The sequence below is a fragment of the Segatella copri genome, assembly GCF_024330485.1.
Taxonomy (GTDB): Bacteria; Bacteroidota; Bacteroidia; order Bacteroidales; family Bacteroidaceae; genus Prevotella; species Prevotella copri_L.
Window position 1 is genome coordinate 158,014 of the sequence record NZ_JANDWX010000001.1, and the last position, 19,708, is coordinate 177,721.

Annotated in this window: 11 protein-coding genes; 6 read left to right on the forward strand and 5 right to left on the reverse strand. The window is 45.0% G+C overall.

The features are described from left to right. The first annotated feature begins 4 nt into the window (after positions 1-4). Positions 5-3,253 (forward strand): DEAD/DEAH box helicase family protein, encoded by a 3,249-nt coding sequence (locus tag NNC77_RS00660; RefSeq protein WP_254969590.1) that lies wholly within the window; start codon positions 5-7, stop codon positions 3,251-3,253. A 127-nt stretch (positions 3,254-3,380) separates the two neighbouring features. Here the strand turns inward: NNC77_RS00660 and NNC77_RS00665 are convergent, their stop codons facing one another. Continuing rightward, positions 3,381-4,247 (reverse strand): SGNH/GDSL hydrolase family protein, encoded by an 867-nt coding sequence (locus NNC77_RS00665; RefSeq protein WP_254969591.1) that lies wholly within the window; start codon positions 4,245-4,247, stop codon positions 3,381-3,383. 180 nt (positions 4,248-4,427) lie between these two features. On the opposite strand from NNC77_RS00665, the gene NNC77_RS00670 reads away from it, so the two are divergent. Then, positions 4,428-5,588, forward strand: coding sequence for an MFS transporter (locus tag NNC77_RS00670; protein ID WP_220432096.1), 1,161 nt, complete (start codon positions 4,428-4,430; stop codon positions 5,586-5,588). A 276-nt stretch (positions 5,589-5,864) separates the two neighbouring features. Here NNC77_RS00670 and feoB read toward each other — a convergent pair whose 3' ends face one another. From feoB to NNC77_RS00690, 4 genes are all read right to left on the reverse strand, one after another. Next, positions 5,865-8,396, reverse strand: a complete 2,532-nt coding sequence (gene feoB, locus NNC77_RS00675) for a ferrous iron transport protein B (RefSeq protein WP_254969592.1) — start codon at positions 8,394-8,396, stop codon at positions 5,865-5,867. Between the two features lie 245 nt (positions 8,397-8,641). Beyond that, complete coding sequence (gene secA / locus NNC77_RS00680) at positions 8,642-11,980, reverse strand: preprotein translocase subunit SecA (RefSeq protein WP_022120998.1); 3,339 nt, start codon at positions 11,978-11,980, stop codon at positions 8,642-8,644. Between the two features lie 169 nt (positions 11,981-12,149). After that, a complete protein-coding gene (locus tag NNC77_RS00685; protein ID WP_228112385.1) occupies positions 12,150-12,509 on the reverse strand; it encodes a hypothetical protein in 360 nt (119 codons plus the stop codon). A 67-nt stretch (positions 12,510-12,576) separates the two neighbouring features. Further along, positions 12,577-13,854, reverse strand: a complete 1,278-nt coding sequence (locus tag NNC77_RS00690) for an Lnb N-terminal periplasmic domain-containing protein (protein ID WP_254986836.1) — start codon at positions 13,852-13,854, stop codon at positions 12,577-12,579. Positions 13,855-14,019: 165 nt separating this feature from the next. On the opposite strand from NNC77_RS00690, the gene NNC77_RS00695 reads away from it, so the two are divergent. The 4 genes from NNC77_RS00695 to NNC77_RS00710 all read left to right on the forward strand — a co-directional run bounded on the left by NNC77_RS00695 (position 14,020) and on the right by NNC77_RS00710 (position 19,627). Continuing rightward, a complete protein-coding gene (locus tag NNC77_RS00695) occupies positions 14,020-15,300 on the forward strand; it encodes a hypothetical protein (RefSeq protein ID WP_254969596.1) in 1,281 nt (426 codons plus the stop codon). A 43-nt stretch (positions 15,301-15,343) separates the two neighbouring features. Further along, on the forward strand, positions 15,344-16,009 hold the full coding sequence (gene lptC / locus NNC77_RS00700) for an LPS export ABC transporter periplasmic protein LptC (protein WP_022120994.1): 666 nt from the start codon (positions 15,344-15,346) through the stop codon (positions 16,007-16,009). Positions 16,010-16,028: 19 nt separating this feature from the next. Beyond that, positions 16,029-17,300, forward strand: a complete 1,272-nt coding sequence (locus NNC77_RS00705) for a hemolysin family protein (protein ID WP_254969597.1) — start codon at positions 16,029-16,031, stop codon at positions 17,298-17,300. 176 nt (positions 17,301-17,476) lie between these two features. Continuing rightward, on the forward strand, positions 17,477-19,627 hold the full coding sequence (locus tag NNC77_RS00710) for a peptidylprolyl isomerase (protein ID WP_254969598.1): 2,151 nt from the start codon (positions 17,477-17,479) through the stop codon (positions 19,625-19,627). Positions 19,628-19,708: the final 81 nt, after the last annotated feature.

Here is a 19,708-nt window from a genome sequence, read left to right on the forward strand (position 1 = left end):
TATTATGGCTAAGAAAATACAGAAAAAAGGAAAACTGCAGCAGGCACTGGTCCTGTTTCATTATATCTTGCAGCTGTTTGGCTGTAAGGACTTGGAGGCTTTGTCTCGTGACCTCAAGGATCCAGCATACGAAGGATTGAATGATGACCACGAGTCAAAACTCTATCATGAGCTTTGTCATAAGCTCTATGCAACAGGTCCTTTGTCCATAGAACAGTTGTACTTTTACGACCAGCATATCGTGAAGTTTACTGATGAGATTAACGAGAAGCGAAGTGAACCTATCAAGTGGAAGTACTTCCAGTATCTATCCCTCTTGTTCACGGAAATCTATCTCGACCAGTATTTCAGTAATCCGCAGGCTCTTTGCGATAACCTGAATCGTTTTCTGCATGATGACTTCAATCATCGAGCAGAAACCTGGCACGAGTTGCCCGACTTTACGGTTGATGACTTGAATAAGTTGGCTTATTGGAATGCAACAGGTTCGGGCAAGACTCTGCTGATGCATGTCAATATCAAGCAATATCAGGAGTATGCCAGAATTCATCATGCCAAGAAACTCAACCGCATCATCGTATTGACTCCAAATGAAGGATTGAGCCGTCAGCATTATGAAGAGTTGAAGGCTTCTAATATGGATGTTGCTATGTTCAGCAAGCAAGGTGTTGGTGGTTTGTTTCAAGGCAAGACTGTAGAAATCATCGACATCAATAAATTGGCAGATAAGGATGGAGATAAAACGGTAGCTGTTGAGGCTTTCGAGGGCAACAACCTGGTATTGGTAGATGAAGGTCACAAAGGTTCCAGTGGCGATGTCTGGATGGGGTATCGCCAGAAGTTGACCGAGGAAGGCTTCTCTTTTGAGTATTCCGCTACCTTTGGTCAAGCCATTTCTGCAAAGAGTAATGCCAAAGACCGGAAGGCGATGTTCGACCAATATGGTAAGGCAACACTTTTTGATTATTCCTATCGTTATTTCTATGCCGATGGATATGGCAAGGATTATCGTATCATGAATATGAATGACTGGAATGATGATGATTTGCTCAATATGTATCTCACGGCATATTTGCTATGTCTTTATGAACAGACTAAAATCTATCAGAGTGATATGCGGATTCATAACAGGTTTCTGGTGGAAAAGCCTTTGGGAATATTTGTGGGAAGTAGCGTAAAGGCTGTGAGCAAGGAAAATAAGAATCAGGTATCGGATGTAACTCAGATACTCTTGTTCTTGCAGGATTTTATCCGGAATCGTACAGAGTTTTCAGGTTATATCCGTCGTTTGCTCAGTTCGGAAGATGGATTGAAAACAAAGAATGGTTATTCTGTATTTGGCAACTCTTTTCTGGCGCTTAAAGGTGGTTATCTCGTAGAAGATGACAAACAGAAGTTTGCCGAGAATATCTACGATGCTATCCTGCGGGATCTTTTCCACTCCAATATCCATGGTGCCCAACTTCATATCGATCTTCAAAAAGGAGGTTTTGAGGAGATTGGATTGAGAGTAGGAAGTACTAAGGATTATTTCGGCGTCATCAATGTGGGTGATGGTAAGGAATTGCTGAAACTCTTGCAGGATAAAGGATTCCTTTGTGAAACGAAAGCATTCGGAACTTCCAGCCTCTTCAACAATATCAATTCTCAAGATTCAACAGTCAATATCCTGATTGGTTCCAAGAAGTTTACTGAAGGATGGAGTAGTTGGCGAGTTTCTGTGATGGGTCTGATGAATGTGGGACGCAGCGAAGGTTCTGAGATTATTCAGCTTTTCGGTCGTGGTGTTCGTCTGAAGGGATACAAGTATTCGCTGAAGCGAAGAAAGATGCTGGATGCCTGCTATCAGGACGAGATGATTCCAAAGAATTTGTCAACCATAGAGACTCTGAATATCTTTGGCGTGCGTGCCGACTATATGGAAGCCTTCAAGGCATATTTGGAGGATGAAGGTTTGCCAACCAATGAGATAGACTATGAGAAGATTGTCATCAAAACCATTAAGTCTGTTAATTTAGATGCTCTTCATCTCTCATTGCCGAAAGTCGTGGATGGCTATAACTTCAAGAAGTCTGCTGTGGTGGAACCTGCCGATGAAAGCCTGATGAAAAAGGTGAATGTAAAACTGGACAAATATCCAAAGGTGGATTTGCTGCGAAGCAAGAATGTTCAAACTGCTAATGCTGCAAGTCGCTATATTGGTGTTTTGGGACAGGAGCATCTGAATTGGATAGACTGGACGGAAGTGTTCTTTGCCTTGCAGGGTATGAAGGCAGAGCGAGGTTGGTATAATCTGGAATTGCGATTGGAAGACTTGAAGTATCTGATGGCAAATCCTTCCTGGTACGAATTGTCAATTCCTGAAGACCGTTTGAACTTTCATGATTTCGGAAAGAATGTGGAGTTGTGGCAGGATGTTACAATCAGTCTGCTCCGTGGCTATATGGATATGGCTTACAAGAAGGCCAAGTCGAAGGAAGAGCAAAAACATCTGAAGGAGACACGCGTTACCTATTATAATATAGGTATGCCTGACGAATATGAAATCGAGGTTCGTAATGACCTGTGTAATGTGGTAGATCATTTAAGAATATTGCAGGCGCAGGTGGAAGCCAATGAATTTGGTAAAGACTTAGTTCTTGATGCTCCTTATTTCAAGGCTTTGAATGTGGAGGAACATCTGTATAAGCCTTTGGTCTTCCTTGCAGAGAAAAATACCAATGGTAATCGTCCTTATGTGGATGTTGTAACTGGTGAGCCAACGTTGAAGGTGTCTCCTGTGGCATTAAACTTAGGAGAACAGAACTTTGTTACTTCCTTCCGTGAATATTGTAAGGTTCATCAAGACGATGTGCTGGCAGGTAAGCAGGTTTATCTGCTTCGCAATGAGAGTAAGAGGGGGTTGGGTTTCTTTGAAGCAAACAACTTCTATCCTGATTTTATCTTATGGATATTGGATGGAGAGAAGCAATATATCACCTTCATCGACCCGAAAGGTATTCGCAATCTTAAAGGATTGGAGGATGATAAGATTCAACTCTTCAAGTATTTACAGACAGAAGTGGCTTCTCAGTTGGGCAACGCTCATCTGATGTTGAACAGTTTCATTATCAGCAATACGCCAATGGAGCAGGTTGAGTTTTGGTTGAAGAATCCATTTGAAAAAGGTGAATTCCAAAAGAATCATGTGCTGTTTAAGGATGATAAAGGCTATCTGGAAACGATGGTTGATATGATTTTGCAGTATATGTAGGAAAAAGTTTTTCTATTTTATTGCCATATCTGCCACGCAGATTGTAAGTAATTGATACACAGAAAGAAATGGGTGGCAATAAGACGTATTCTTATTGTCACCTATTGCCATCTATTGCCACGGATTTCTAGAAGACGCAAGGTAATGCAGAGAGCTGCTGCATGATGGTCTTAGCCATGCGAGAGTGGCCGGCATCATTAGGATGAAGACGGTCGGTATCCGGCTTGTTAAACATCTGCGCACCAGCATCGTAAAGAGGGAAAAGACCCGAAAGAGAGTTGAGGTCGATGACCGGAACCGCCCAGACATTGCCTGTTTCCTTGATAGCTTTCACGTATTCATCGAAGAAAATGCCACGCGCATTCTCGTACATCTCATCTGGCTGGATGTTCTTGTCACCACTGGCAAAGAGAGCACGATGCACAGGAGTCATCACCACGATTTGCTTGGTAGGATACATCTGCTTCAACTTCGACATGGCGATGTTGATGCGGCCTTTCAATGTATTCTTGTCCATGCAGAAGTGGCGGTGGCGGCGCTGTACCATTTCGCTTGGCTTGTGGCGGGCTACTCTCACACTGTCGAAAGTCTCCGTGTACCATTCGCCGATAGGCACACCATTGTTATAATCATTGGTACCCATAAAGATGAGGATGGCATCGAAATCATCACCATGTTCCTTCTGCAGTTGGTCTGCCTGACGGGGAATATCGTTCCACTGTCTGCCGCTCACACCATAAACGTAAGGGGTGATGCCGAGCCAATCCTGCAGGAATCCCCAGTATTTTACTTTTGATGCCTTGATGTTAGGGTCTGTGATGGAGTCGCCGAAGTAAGCCACTTTCTTTCCCTTCCAGGGATGCTGAAGGTTCTTGAATGCCTTTTCTTTTTCGGCAATTTCTTTCTTGCTCATCGCCTTCTGGGCGAAGGCGGGTAGGGTTGGCATCGCCAAAGTCAAGGCGAGTGCCAGGGTAATCATTGTTTGTTTCTTCATTGCTAGTTTGTTTTTAATTTTTTTTCTGAGTGCAAAGGTACAGCAAAAATCTCAAACGGCGCAACATTTATTGTTCAAATATCAGTCTTTTTCTGTTTTTTTTTGTAATTTTGCAGCCGCTAATAGAAATGAGTATTTATAATAGGTATATTATTAAGGATGACAGTCAGTTTGAGTAATTTGAGTAATTTAAGTGATTTGGCGCGCAAGCGAGTGGCGGTTGCGGCTTATTATTTTGTTCCGGGAGTAGTGTTTGCCAGTTGGGCAAGCCGTATTCCGGATGTAAAACAGATGTTGCATCTGAGCAACGGCCAGTTGGGAACGGTGCTTTTCGCCATTCCTATCGGCCAACTTCTGATGATGGCTTTCTCGGGTATCCTGGTGAGTAGATTTGGCAGCAAGAAGATGCTGGTTCTCTCTGAGTTGCTCTATGTTCTGGTTCTTTTCTGCATCGGTAGCAGTACTACGGTTTTTCATCTGATTTTGAGTCTTATTGCTTTCGGAATGATGGCGAATCTGATGAACATTGCCACCAATACGCAGGCATGTCTGGTAGAGAAGATGTATGGGCGCAACATCATGTCATCGTTTCATGGTCTGTGGAGTTTGGGGGGATTCTCTGGTGGTATCATCGGTGCCATCTTTGCCAACACTTTACTCCCGATAGATGTCCACTTTGGAACTATCCTGGCTCTGAGTATTCTCATCATTGCTGTCGGTTTCCGCTTTCTGATTAATGATGCCATGGCGAAAGCAGAAGAGGAGGATGTTCCAAAGTTCTCTTTCAAGACCATCGACCCGATTCTGTTCCTTTTGGGACTGATGGGATTTGCAGGCATGTTCTGTGAAGGTACCGTTTACGATTGGAGTAGCGTATATTTTTCATCAGTAGTAAAACCCGATGAGGCTTTTATCCGTGCGGGCTATGTTGCTGGTATGGGTGCGATGACGTTGGGTAGATTCATGGCTGATGGGTTTGTTACGAAATACGGTCCAGCCAGAGTATTGAAGGTTTGTGGTGGTTTGATATTGGGCGGTTTGTGGCTGGCTGCTGCCTTGCCTTATCTCATTCCTGCCACCTTGGGTTTTCTGCTGGTAGGTTTCGGCATCTCTTCGTCGGTTCCTATCTGTTACAGTATCGCCGGAAAATTGGGAACCATCAAGGCGAGCATCGCCATTACCATCGTTTCGAGCATCAGTTTCTTCGGTTTTCTGGTAGGACCTCCGGTTATCGGATGGCTTGCTGAGGCTACCGGTCTCCGCATTGCCATCAGCATTGCCGCCTGCCTGGGTCTGATGATAGCGTTTGTTGCCGCAAAGGTAGGAAAGAGATTATCCTGAATAAGGATACGGTTGATGTCTTCTAATGATATGATTGATGTCGTTCAGGTATATGACTGATAACGTTCTAGTATATGACTAAAATCTTCCGAACAGTTACTTGAAGTCTTTCAGATATATAGAATAAGTCTTTTGGATATATTATATAGTAAGCCGCACAACAGCTGATGTGCGCTTGCACAACAGGTGTTGTGCAAGCGTCGCTCAGCTGTTGTGCGGCTGTCGTTCAGGTGTTGTGCGCTCTCTTTGTTTGTTTTCTTAAAGCTGACACCTTGATTAGATAAACAAACATCCTATCTGGAAGACCAGGGCTGATACTACCCATGCCAATAGCGTGGTGTAGCCGGCGGCGAATCCTGCCCATTTCCAACTGCCCGTCTCGCCCTTGATGGCTGCTATCGTGGCAATGCAAGGGAAGTAGAGCAATACGAAGAGGAGGAAACAGTAGGCGGTGAGCGTTGCCTTCGCTGCTGCCTCGGCATCGCTGTAACCGTAGGTCTTCTTCAGGTCTGAAGTCATCTGCTTCTTCAAGACTTCGTATTTTCCGTCTTCATCGTTGTAATCCTGATCATCAGAGAAACTGTCGTTGTTGCTGTAGAGCACACCCATCGTTGAGGCTACAATCTCCTTGGCACCTACACCGGATACCAAGCCCACATCCAGTTTCCAGTCGAAACCCTGTGGGGTGAAGATAGGCTCGATGGTCTTGCCGATTCTGCCGATATAGCTCTGTTCCTGCTGAGCCTGGTTATCAAGTTCTTCATTATGAGGAAAATAACCCAAAGCCCAGACGATGATACTTGCCACAAGGATGATACCACCCATCTTCTTCAAGTACTGCTTGCCCTTTTCCCAGGTATGGCGGCCTATCGCCTTCCAGGTAGGGAAGCGGTAAGGAGGCAACTCCATTACGAACGGGGTATCTTCGCCCTTCACCACGAAACTGGCAAAGATGCGGCTCAGAATCACGGCTAGGAAGATGCCGATGAGATAGAGCGATACCATGATGAGTGAACGGTATTGGATGGCAAAGAACGTTCCGATGACCATGATGTAGATTGGCAGACGAGCCGAACAGCTCATCAATGGCAATATCAGCATCGTAATCAGACGGGAACGGTGACTCTCGATGGTTCTCGTTGCCATCACGGCAGGTACGTTACATCCGAATCCCATAATCAGCGGAATGAATGATTTGCCATGCAGGCCCATCTTGTGCATCAGTTTATCCATGATGAAGGCTGCACGAGCCATATATCCCGAATCCTCCATATAAGAAATGAAGAAATACAGAATCAGTATCTGTGGCAGGAATACGATGACCGCACCTACACCACCAATCACACCATCTACCAGCATGTCCTTCACCGGTCCGTCCGGCATCGTATTGCTGATGAACTCGCCCATCCATGCCACGCCGTCCTCAATCCATCCCTTAGGAATCTCGCCCAGTACGAAGGTGGCTGAGAACATGATGAACAGCAGGAGAACGAAGATAGGGAAGCCTACATATTTATTGGTCAGGATGCTGTCGATGAGGTGGGTTACCTGATAGGTATCCTTTGCCTTACCCGGTTCATAGCCTGCTTCCTGCAATGCGCCATGAATGAAACCGTATTTGGCGTCCATGATGGCGGTTTCGCTATCTTCCAGGGTCTCTTCCTTCACACGCTTGGCTGCCTCGGCACGGGCTGCGAAGATTTCCTTTGCAGAGTTCAGATGGCTTACGTATTCCTCGGCGTGCTTATCATTCTCCAACAACTTGATAGAGAGGTATCGGGTAGAGTAGCGCTGGCGGATGGAATCATCTGCCTTCAGATATTTCTGGATATGCTCGATACCATGTTCTATCTCATGTCCGTGGTTGATGTGGATATGGCGATAGTGAGCGCTGGAATCTTCCTTGCCTTCGTAGAGTTCGATGATGGTCTCGAAGAGCTTGTCTACGCCTCTGCCATTGGTGAAGACGGTAGGAATCATCGAGATACCGAAGAGTTCGCCCAGTTTGTCGTAGTCGATGTTATCGCCACGCTTCTCGGTTTCATCAAACATATTGAGGGCGCAGACCATGCGGATGTGCATATCTATCAACTGTGTGGTGAGATAGAGATTGCGCTCCAGGTTGCTGGTGTCGATGACGTTGATGACGATATCCGGCGTATGCTCGATGAGCTGCTTGCGCACATAGAGTTCTTCTGGCGAATAAGCCGAGAGGGAATAGGTACCCGGCAAATCTACCAGATTGAAGTGGTAGCCGTTGAAATCGGCTTCACCTACTTTCGCATCCACGGTTACACCGCTATAGTTGCCTACACGTTCGTGAGCACCCGATGCGAAGTTGAAGAGGGAAGTCTTACCGCAGTTTGGATTTCCCACCAGTGCCACATTGATGACGCGGTGGAGTCGTTCAGCTTCCTGCTCAGCCAAAGCCTCGTTGCTGGCATTGTCTTTTCTTTCAGCTACGAGCATCTTGTCGCCGAGCGCCTGCTCGTCGCTATCGTTGGAATCTACTACTTTTGAGTCAATTACCTGTTGGCGGTCTTCTTCTTCCGCCTTGTTGAGCTTTGCATCGTTCTTGGCTTCATCAATGGAAACCACCTCGATATGGTCGGCTTCGCTGTGGCGGAGAGACACCTCGTAACCCATAATCTTGTATTTCACTGGGTCCTGGAGTGGGGCGTTAAGGAGTACATCTACCTTCTTGCCCTTGATGAATCCCATCTCGATGACTCTCTTTCTGAAGCCACCGTGTCCTGATACCTTGACGATAACGGCGCTTTCACCTGTTTTAAGTTCTGATAATTTCATATATCTTTCCTTGTTTTAATCTTGTTCTTTTCTTTGGGGTATGACCTCATGGTCAGCTCTTTTTCCTTTTCGACTGCAAAAATACTAATAATTTTTTGCAACTTGGTAGCAATAATGTAGTTTTAAAACAAAAATACCTAGAAATGATGAGAGTATCATCAAATCTAGGTATTCTTATCATTATTTCTGATGATGGATGTTCTTATACCTTATTATATATATAAGAGCATCATCATTTTCTGTGATTACAGGTTTCTGCCGTGGCAGTTCTTAAACTTCTTGCCGCTTCCGCATGGACATGGGTCGTTAGGACGTGGCATGTGCTCTGCACGGTAAGGAGTGCGGTTTACCTGTGCGCCCTCTCGGGTATCCTGGTTAGCAGCTGCCTCCTGTGCCTCACGCTCTGCATCCAAATCTACCTTGCTCTCTACATAGTTCTGCTGAGTGTGCTGCTCAGGAGCTGCCTCCTGAACTGGTTGCTCTTGCTCCATTACTGGAATCTGACCACGCATCAGGATACTTGCAATACGGTCGTACATGTCATTGATCATGGCATCCCAAACCTTGGCACTCTCCAACTTAAAGATGAGGAGAGGATCCTTCTGCTCGTAGCTTGCATTCTGTACAGAGTGCTTCAGTTCGTCGAGCTTGCGGAGGTTCTCCTTCCAGTCGTCATCGATAATCTGGAGAACAACGCTCTTCTCAAACTCCTTCACTACGTTCTTAGCCTCGCTCTCGTATGCCTCCTTGAGGTTGCAAGGAATATTGTACATGCGCTTGCCGTCTGTGATAGGTACCATGATGCGCTCGTATATAGCACCCTGGTTTTCGTATACCTGCTTGATGATAGGCATAGCTGTAGCCTGGATGCGGTCTGTCTTACGCTTGAATGTAGCCATAGCCTCCTGGAAAGCACGCTCTGCCAAATCCTCACGTCTGCCGTTCTCATACTCATCCTCGTTGAATGGAATCTCCATAGCAAGAACTTTCAGGAACTCTTCCTTGGCACCGAAGAAGTCGTTGTTGTTGACGATGTTCAATACGCGGTCCCAGATGATGTTGGCAATATCCATACCGATACGCTCACCCATGAGGGCGTGGCGACGCTTCTCGTAGATAACGGTACGCTGACGGTTCATCACGTCATCATACTCCAAGAGGTGTTTACGGATACCGAAGTTGTTTTCCTCAACCTTGCGCTGAGCACGCTCGATGCTCTTGCTGATCATTGGGCTCTCGATACGCTCGCCATCCTCGAAACCGAGACGGTCCATTACCTTGGCGATACGCTCAGAAGCGAACAGACGCATCAACTTATCCTCCAATGATACATAGAATACAGAAGAACCTGGGTCACCCTGACGACCAGCACGACCACGGAGCTGACGGTCTACACGGCGGCTCTCATGACGTTCTGTTCCGATGATGGCAAGACCACCTGCAGCCTTTACCTCAGGAGTCAGCTTGATATCGGTACCACGACCTGCCATGTTGGTAGCGATGGTTACGGCACCCTTACCGTTTACTGAGCGACCTGCCTCGGCTACAATCTGAGCCTCCTGCTGGTGCAACTTAGCGTTCAATACATTATGAGGAATGTTGCGCATCTTCAACATCTTGCTCAACAACTCAGAAATCTCGACAGATGTTGTACCTACCAAGACTGGGCGGCCAGCATTACGTGTTTCCTCGATTTCGTCGATAACTGCACGATATTTCTCGCGGGCAGTCTTGTATACACGGTCATCCAAGTCCTTACGCTGGATAGGGCGGTTGGTTGGAATCTCAACAACATCGAGTTTGTAGATATCCCAGAACTCACCTGACTCTGTACTTGCAGTACCGGTCATACCTGCGAGTTTGTGGTACATACGGAAGTAGTTCTGAAGTGTGATGGTAGCAAAGGTCTGTGTAGCAGCCTCTACCTTTACGTGCTCCTTAGCTTCAATAGCCTGGTGCAAACCATCGCTCCAGCGACGGCCTTCCATGATACGTCCTGTCTGCTCATCCACAATCTTCACCTGTCCGTCCATGACAACATATTCGTCGTCCTTATTGAACATGGTGTAACCCTTCAGGAGCTGCTGCAAGGTGTGAACACGTTCGCTCTGTACACCATAGTGAGCCAGCATCTCGTCTTTCTTGTCAAGACGCTCCTGGTCGGTAAGGTCTGTACGTGCCTCGAGTTCACTCATTTCTGTTGTGATATCAGGCAATACGAAGAGTTCCTTGTCGTTTACCTGCTTAGCCAACCAGTCGGTTCCCTTATCGGTAAGGTCGGCAGAATTCATTTTCTCGTCTACTACGAAGTACAATGGCTCAGTAGCCTTAGGCATCTCACGGTTGTTGTTTGCCATGTAGTACTCCTCGGTCTTCAGCAGACCAGCCTTGATACCTTCCTCAGAAAGATACTTGATCAATGGCTTGTTCTTAGGCAATGCCTTGTAAGAACGGAAGAGTGCGAGGAAGCCTTCATCAAGGAGCTCCTGATTCTTAGCCTTTGTACCTTCGTTAATCTTCTGCTTAGCCTCGGCGAGCAATTCTGTAGCCTGCTTGCGCTGTACCTCATAAAGTTTCTCAACCAATGGCTGATACTGCTCAAACATCTGGTCGTCGCCCTTTGGAATAGGACCAGAGATGATCAATGGGGTACGGGCATCATCAATCAACACTGAGTCGACCTCATCGACGATGGCGTAGTTGTGCTGGCGCTGTACCAGATCGGCTGGGTTGGTAGCCATGTTATCACGAAGATAATCGAAACCGAACTCGTTGTTGGTACCGAAGGTGATATCTGCCAGGTATGCCTTGCGGCGCTCGTCGGAATTAGGACGGTGCTTGTCGATACAATCTACAGAGAGACCGTGGAACATATAGAGAGGTCCCATCCACTCAGAGTCACGCTTAGCCAAGTAATCGTTCACGGTAACGACGTGAACACCATTACCAGTCAAGGCATTCAGGAAGATAGGTGTTGTACCTACGAGGGTCTTACCCTCACCGGTAGCCATCTCGGCAATCTTACCCTGATGGAGAACAACACCACCGAAGAGCTGTACATCGTAGTGAATCATTTCCCACTTCATATCATTACCGCCGGCTGTCCAGTGGTTGTGATAGATAGCCTTGTCGCCATCGATGGTAACGAAGTCGTTAGCTGGATTAGAAGCCAACTCGCGGTCGAAGTCGGTAGCAGTAACTATTGTTTCCTCGTTCTCAGCGAAACGGCGAGCAGTATCCTTAACGATAGCGAAAACCTGAGGCAAAACCTCGTTGAGGGCTTCCTCATACTTGTCGAGTGCTTCCTGCTCTAACTTGTCGATCTGGTTGAAGATACCTTCACGCTCATCGATAGGAGTGTCTTCAATTTTAGCCTTGAGTTCAGCAATCTTAGCCTTCTCTTCCTTGGCGTACTCCTGTACGTACTTCTGAAGTTCTTTTGTTTTTGCACGAAGTTCGTCATTGCTTAAGGCCTGCATCTTAGGATACTCTGCCTTGATCTTTTCTACGATTGGCTGGATCAACTTCATATCGCGAGTTGACTTGTTGCCAAACAATGACTGGAGAATTTTGTTAAAGTTCATTGTATATTTATTTTTTATTATTATTCGATGATGTTTGGGAGTAAAATCTCCTGTTGTTTATTACTAGCTTGCAAATTTACTAAAAATATCTGTAAATCTGCAAGGAATTGCCAATTATTACCTGTTTTTATGGCAAATCTTCTGAGTTTTGCTTACAGAAAGCATAAAATCAGCAGTTTGGACCTCGAATAACAATACTCCCATACGGAACTTTGTATCTATGCTCCGTAGGGGAATCATAATAAATATGTGAATGAATGTCTGTCAGAATGTCAGAAGAATTGGCGGCAAGTGTTGCCGACAGGATAGGATGATGCGTTGCGATGCTCTCATCTTCTGATGCCGCTTTGATGGCTTTGAGCACGCAGAGAATGTCCTCCTCCAATGCCTTCGCCTCCGGTTGCTGGATGAATTCATCGTAGGATATATCCGTAAGCGCAAACTTCAGCGCCTGCTGATAAGTCTGCGCCTCCATGCCGGTTGCCGCCAGGACAACCAAAAGGGCTGTGATATATCTGTTTACCATCATTGTTGTTTATCTTCTTCTGTTCGGAAACGATATTGTGCCAATCGTTTCCTTACGTATATTTTAATGTCTATTTATTCTTTCTGAATTTCTTTACGATATGCTTCTGCAAACCGTAATTGTTTGGACTTAAATCCATCATGGTCGACTTGACGCAGTATCTCGCTAGCAAAGAAAGTGCCAAAATACTCATACCCTCAGCATAGTTCTGCCATATCTGCATGAACAGGGCAATGAGCAGAAGCCATCCCAGAAGTTCGAAATACCAATACTGACGACCTGCTTTCATCCTCTTGACAGTCTTCCAGGCAAAGATGAGGTTGAGCGGATTCAGTATCAGAATCTGGAAATTTATCTGTACAGTAGGATGCTGCGAGAAGATCATGGTAAAGAGAATCAGTCCCGGTAATCCTGTCAGGACAAGCAGGATGGCATCAAACCACCAGTAGTTTTTCTTTTTTACACATTCTCTTACCGTTGTTCCTATGATGATGATTGCCAGAGCTATGGCTATCATTTGTGGTGTAACAGGAGTATCGTCTATTATTTGTGCCTGGGCTGGGATAATATCGGATGTTTCATCTACCAGAGTGATATAGCCGCTGGCACTTGTTGCATTGGTTTTGCCGTCTGCAGTCTGAGATGCATCAATAAAGTCGGTTCTTCCTTCTGTGGCAAAGTCTTTGCTCAGATTGTCTGGCAAGAATTCCCATTCTCTTTGTGTGATAGGGCGGTCTGCCTGACAACCCAAAAGGAGGTCATTGCCGAATCTTGCCCAGCGGTGCTGTCCGTTGAGCTTGTGAATCTCTTCCCTGTAGGTAGAAGGGGTAGGGATATCTTTAAAGTTGGTACTCTGGTTTCCAATGTTGGAGAGAATCATCTCGCGTGCCCGGGTCGTACAGTTGTCATAGAAGAAATTGTAGCGGTATACGCGGTTCTCCGGCTGTGCATTCTTGTCGATGCTTCTCAGAATTCCCAGTTTCTCTGTGCGGGAGAGACGGAGGCGCTGCTGTCTTACCCATCTGCCTTCATGTGCATATTCGGCAATGAAGTCGCTCATCGGGTAGATGCCAATCTGGTAATCGGTGAGTCCGAAAACAAAACGGAGTACGAAGCAACTTTGGTTAAAACTGAACATACCCCAGTTGACAGCAACATCCGTTCCCATAGCTTTGTTCTGGATGCGTAGAGCGGTATGTCCATAATACGACCACACCTCCTGACCTGGTCCGCAAGTCAGGAGAGAAATGTCAACAGAATCGAGCCACGCAGTAGCTTCTTCATTGACACGACTGTTCTGCACAGAAATATCAGAGTCTTTGTCTCTTGAAAAATCCTGTGCAGCCACTTCAGTAGTTAAATTGATTAAAATTACTGCTAAAATGGCACTAAAAATATGCTTAAAACGTTTCACGATGCAAAAATACCTTATTATTTTCAATTATCCTTCTTTTTTCTAGATTTTTTTTAATACTTTTGCACTCTGAATATAATTTTGAATGATTATTAAAGAATGAGAAAGCTTTTTTTAGCAACCCTATTGTTGGGGTCAGCCCTTATGGTTAATGCCCAAAGTGGTACTAATTCGCCATACAGCCAGTATGGTCTTGGCATCTTGTCGGACCAGACTTCTGGTTTTAATCGCGGTATGAATGGAGTCGGTCTTGGCTTTCATGAGCATAATCAGGTAAACTATCTCAACCCTGCATCTTATGCTTCGATTGATTCGATGACTTTCATCCTTGATGCCGGTATCTCTGGTCAGGTGACAAATTTTGAAGAGAATGGTGTGAAGAAGAATGCCAACAACTCAAATTTTGAGTATGTTGTTGCAGGCTTCCGCTTGCTGCCACATGTAGGTATGAGCTTCGGTATCATTCCTTTTACCAATGTTGGCTATAATTATTCTGCATCAGAATGGGTGAATGCTGACAAGGAAGCTTACTATACCAATACCTATTCCGGCGATGGTGGTTTGCATCAGGCATACATCGGCGCTGGTTGGGAACCGGTCAAGGGCTTGGCCGTAGGTGCCAACTTCTCATATCTCTGGGGTAGTATAGACAGAAGTGTATCAAACAGCTACAGCAATTCTTATTACAAGACCCTCACCCGCTACTATTCTATGCAGGTGAACAGCTATAAGGTTGATTTCGGTGTACAGTATACCCATCAGTTCTCAAAGAAAGATTGGGCTACCGTGGGTGTCACCTTCTCGCCAGGACATGGTCTCGGGGCTTCTGCTGATATGAAAATCATTTCTAATGATACCCAGAACGGTGTTACCGATACCACCGCTTACTCTATCGGCAAGGCTTACAAGTTGCCTACCATGATTGGTGCGGGTGTGATGTGGAATCATAACAACCAGTGGAAGGTTGGCTTTGATTACAGTCTGCAGAAGTGGGGTAGCTTGGGGTATCCTAGTTTTGATGGAACCAACTACGCCTTGAAAAATGGTATCTACAAGGATAGAAGCAAGTTCAATCTCGGTGCCCAGTATTGCTATGGAGAGCGCAGCCGTGCTTTCTTCAAGCGTGTTCAGTATCGTGTAGGTGCCAGCTACGCCACACCTTATTATAAGATGAATGGTGTTGATGGTCCGAAGGAAATCTCTGTAAGTGCCGGTTTCGGTATTCCTATCATGAACTCTTACAACAACCGCTCTATGCTGAATATCTGTGGTCAGTGGGTGAAGAGTTCGGCTAAGGATCTGATTAAGGAAAATTCTTTCCGTATCAATATCGGATTCACATTCAACGAGGATTGGTTTAAGAAGTGGAAGATGGATTAATCTTCCACTTATATATAATAATGTATAGAATCTCTATATAATAATGTATAGAATAAAAGGCTCTTATGTTGTCGGTATCCTGATGTTCCTGATTTTGGCTGGTTGCCAGAACCAGGTAGAACATACTGCGCCCGCCATCCGTCCGCAAGACTCGGTGGCGATGATGACGTCGTATGGTGTAAATACATTGGTAAGCGACTCGGGAGTTATGAAATATCGCATCGTAACAGAACGGTGGGAGGTGAATACCAGTAAGAATCCATCTTTGTGGATCTTTGATAAGGGACTTTTGCTGGAGCAGTTTGATGAGAAATTCCATATTAATAGTTATATCCAGTGTGATACAGCTTATTATTATGATCAGCAGAAGATATGGAAACTTTATGGTAGGGTGAGTATCCTGACCAAAGATGGTTTGCGCTTCAATAGTGAGCAACTTACCTGGGACCAGAATAAGCACGAATTGTCAAGTAACGTATTCAGTAAACTTGTTACTCCTGAAAGAACGCTACAGGGTTCTCATTTCTGGAGTGATGAAAAGATGACGCGCTATTATGTGAGCAATTCGAAGGGTAGCTTTGAAAAGGGAGACCTGACAGGAGGTGGTGGTGCTGCCGATACTTTGAGCAGCCAGCCTGATTCTGTCAAGAATAACTTCCGTCAGCCTGCTACACCTGTCAGAGCCACTACGATTCCTATCATGCACTAATTAAAAAGAAAAAGATATAATGAATGAACAGGTGGATATGAGTTTAGTCGTAGGCATTCTCATTACGATGGTCTTCTCAGCATTCTTCAGCGGAATGGAGATTGCCTTCGTCTCTTCTAACCGTATGTTGGCGGAGATGGATAAGGAGAAAAACGGCCTTACGCAACGACTGTTATCTTTGTTTTATAATCATCCGAATGGCTTTGTCAGTACCATGCTCGTGGGCAACAATATAGCCCTTGTAGTTTATGGTATCCTGATAGCCCGTCTTTTTGACAATACGATTTTCGCAGGTTTTGATGCAGCCTTTACGGTGCCTGCAGATACCATTCTGTCTACGCTGATAGTACTCTTTACAGGTGAGTTTCTGCCAAAGACGCTTTTCAAGTCTAATCCGAACCGCTTGCTTTCTATCTTCAGTCCGATAGCTTATCTGTGCTATGTGGTATTGTGGCCTATCAGCAAGTTCAGTACTTTCTTGAGTAAGTGCCTGCTGCGTCTGGTGGGTATGAAGATGGATGCAGAGGGGACAGATGAAGGCTTTTCTAAGGTAGATCTTGATTATCTTGTGCAGTCAAGTATCGATAATGCTACCAATGAAGATGAAATTAATGACGAGGTGAAGATATTCCAGAATGCCCTTGATTTCTCCGATACTAAAGTACGCGACTGTATGGTGCCCCGTACTGAGATTCAGGCTGTTGAAATGGATACTTCTCTCGAAGAACTGCAGCAGAAATTCATCGAGAGCGGTAATTCGAAAATCATTGTATATGAAGAGGATATAGACCATATTGCGGGATATATTCACAGTTCCGAACTGTTCCATCATCCTTCACGTTGGCAGGATCATATCCGTACACTTCCTTTTGTGCCGGAAACGATGCAGGCACAGAAACTGATGCAGACTTTTTTGCAGCAGAAGAAGACTTTAGGTATCGTTGTAGATGAGTTTGGCGGTACCAGCGGTTTGGTGAGTCTGGAAGATATCGTTGAGGAAATCTTCGGAGATATAGAAGATGAGCACGATTCAGCCAAATATGTAGCTAAGAAAACCGATGATGGTGACTATCTCCTTTCTGCGCGACTGGAGATTGATAAGGTGAACGATATGTTTGGTCTTGAACTGCCGGAAAGTGATGAATATATGACTGTAGGCGGTTTGATATTGCATGAATATCAGAGTTTTCCTAAACTCAACGAGGTGATTAAGTTTGATAACTTTGAGTTCAAGATTATCAAGTCAACATCCCGTAAAATAGAGCTTGTTAAACTCCACATCATCAAATAGCTGAGCAGGAAAAGGGAATTTTTTGCTTTTTTTGAGGTAATAGTCAAAAAAGATAGCAAAAAATTCCCTTTTCTCGTATTATTTTTGTATTTTTGCAGACAATTGGCTACTAGCATCAAAAGTGGTTCAATCTAAACTTAGGAAAAAATAAAAATAATAATAATAATTAAAACGTAATGGCAGCATTAGGAACAATTAGAAAAAGAGGCGTGATACTGGTTTGTATCATCAGTTTCGGCCTTTTCGCCTTTATTGCCGAGGAAGCTTTCCGCTCTTGCGATTCAGCAAAGAATAATGAGCGCCAGCAGATTGGTGAGGTTTTGGGCGAAAAAATCAGCGTGCAGGATTTCCAGAAGCTCGTTGATGAGTATTCAGAAGTTATTAAAATGCAACAGGGTCAGGAAAATCTTCCTGAAGACCAGATGAATCAGGTGAAGGATATGGTATGGAATACATACATCCAGAACCAGATTATCGCTAAGGAAGCTAGCAAGTTGGGTCTCACTGTGACCGACGAAGAGCTTCAGGACATCTTGAAGACAGGTACTAACCCTATGCTTCAGCAGACTCCTTTCGTTAATCAGCAGACTGGTCGTTTCGACGCATCTTCTCTCCAGAAGTTCTTGGCAGACTACAAGGCACAGAAGGCTAACCCATCTGCTAACGCACAGATGATGGATCAGTATACCAAGATTTACAACTACTGGTCATTCATCGAGAAGACTCTCCGCCAGCAGACTTTGGCTCAGAAGTATCAGGCTCTTCTCGCCGGTTGCTTCCTGTCAAACCCTGTAGAGGCAAAGATGGCTTTCAAGGAGGAGAATGAAGAGAGCCAGATTCAGTTGGCTGCTTTCCCTTACTCTGACATCCAGGATGATAAGGTAAAGATTTCTGAAAGCGATCTGAAGGCTAAGTATGATGAGATTAAGGCACGCTTCAAGCAGCCTGTTGAGAGCCGTGACATCAAGTTCGTTGATATCGAGGTTCAGGCTTCAAATGCAGACCGTGCTGCTCTTAACAAGGAATTTGCAGGTTATCACTCACAGTTGGCTGCTGCTGCAGATCCTACAGAGGTTGTACGTAAGTCAGCTTCTACTGTAGCATATCTTGGTATTCCTGTTTCAAAGGATGCTTTCCCACGTGATATCGCTGCTCAGCTTGATTCTATGGCTGTAGGTTCTACTTCTGCTGTTAAGGCTAATGCTGGTGACAATACATTGAACATCGTTAAGTTGGTAGCTAAGCAGGAATTGCCTGATTCAGTACAGTATCGTGTTATTCAGGTTGCTGCTAACTCAGTAGCTGAGGCTAAGACTAAGGCAGATTCTATTCAGGGCGCTATTGCCGGTGGTGCTGATTTCGAGGCTATCGCTAAGAAGTATGGTCAGACAGGTGACAAGGCATGGATGACTACCAAGCAGTATGAGTATGCCCAGTCTATGGATAAGGACAACAAGACATTCATCAATACATTGAATACTGCAGCAGTTAACTCTTTGAACCAGCTTCAGTTGGGTCAGGGATATGTAGTTCTTCAGGTTCTTGACCGCAAGGCAATGGTCAGCAAGTATACCGCTGCCGTTATTAAGAAGCCTATCGACTTCTCGCAGGGTACTTATCGTACAGCTTACAACAAGTTCTCTAGTTTCGTAAGTGCTAATCCTAAGTCAGAGGATCTCTTGAAGAATGCAGCTAAGGAAGGTTACAAGGTTCAGGACTTGAAGGATATTACAACTTCTGTTCACTATGTAGCAAACATCCATTCTACACGCGAGGCTTTGAAGTGGATCTTCGATAGCAAGGAAGGTGAGATTTCACCTCTCTATGAGTGTGGTGATAACAACCACCTGTTGGTTGTGGTTCTTGATAAGATTCATCATATCGGTTATCGTGATTTGAATGATGCAGTTGTCAAGGAGACTGTTAAGGCAGAGGTGCTCAAGGATAAGAAGGCTGAGATGATTGAGGCTAAGTTGAATGGTGTTAAGAACATCGCAGCTGCTAAGGCTAAGGGTGGTAAGGTTTCTTCTGTAAACCAGATTACTTTCGCTGCTCCTGTATTTATCGCAGCTACTGGCGCTAGCGAGCCAGCTCTCTCTGGTGCTGTTGCAGGTACTAAGAAGGGTGCTTTCTCTGCTCATGCTGTGAAGGGTAACGCTGGTGTTTATCTCTTCCAGGTTACTAACAAGACTAATCGTCCTGTTAAGTTTGATGACAAGACATACGAGCAGAAGTGCCGTCAGAAGGCTATGCAGTATGCAGGTAATTTCATGAATGAGCTTTATCTGAACGCTCATGTAGTAGATAACCGCTACTTGTTCTTCTAATTCAGACTAGTAAATTCATTCCAATAAATAAAAAAGGTGTATTGCCAATGAGCAATACACCTTTTTTATTTATTGGGATAT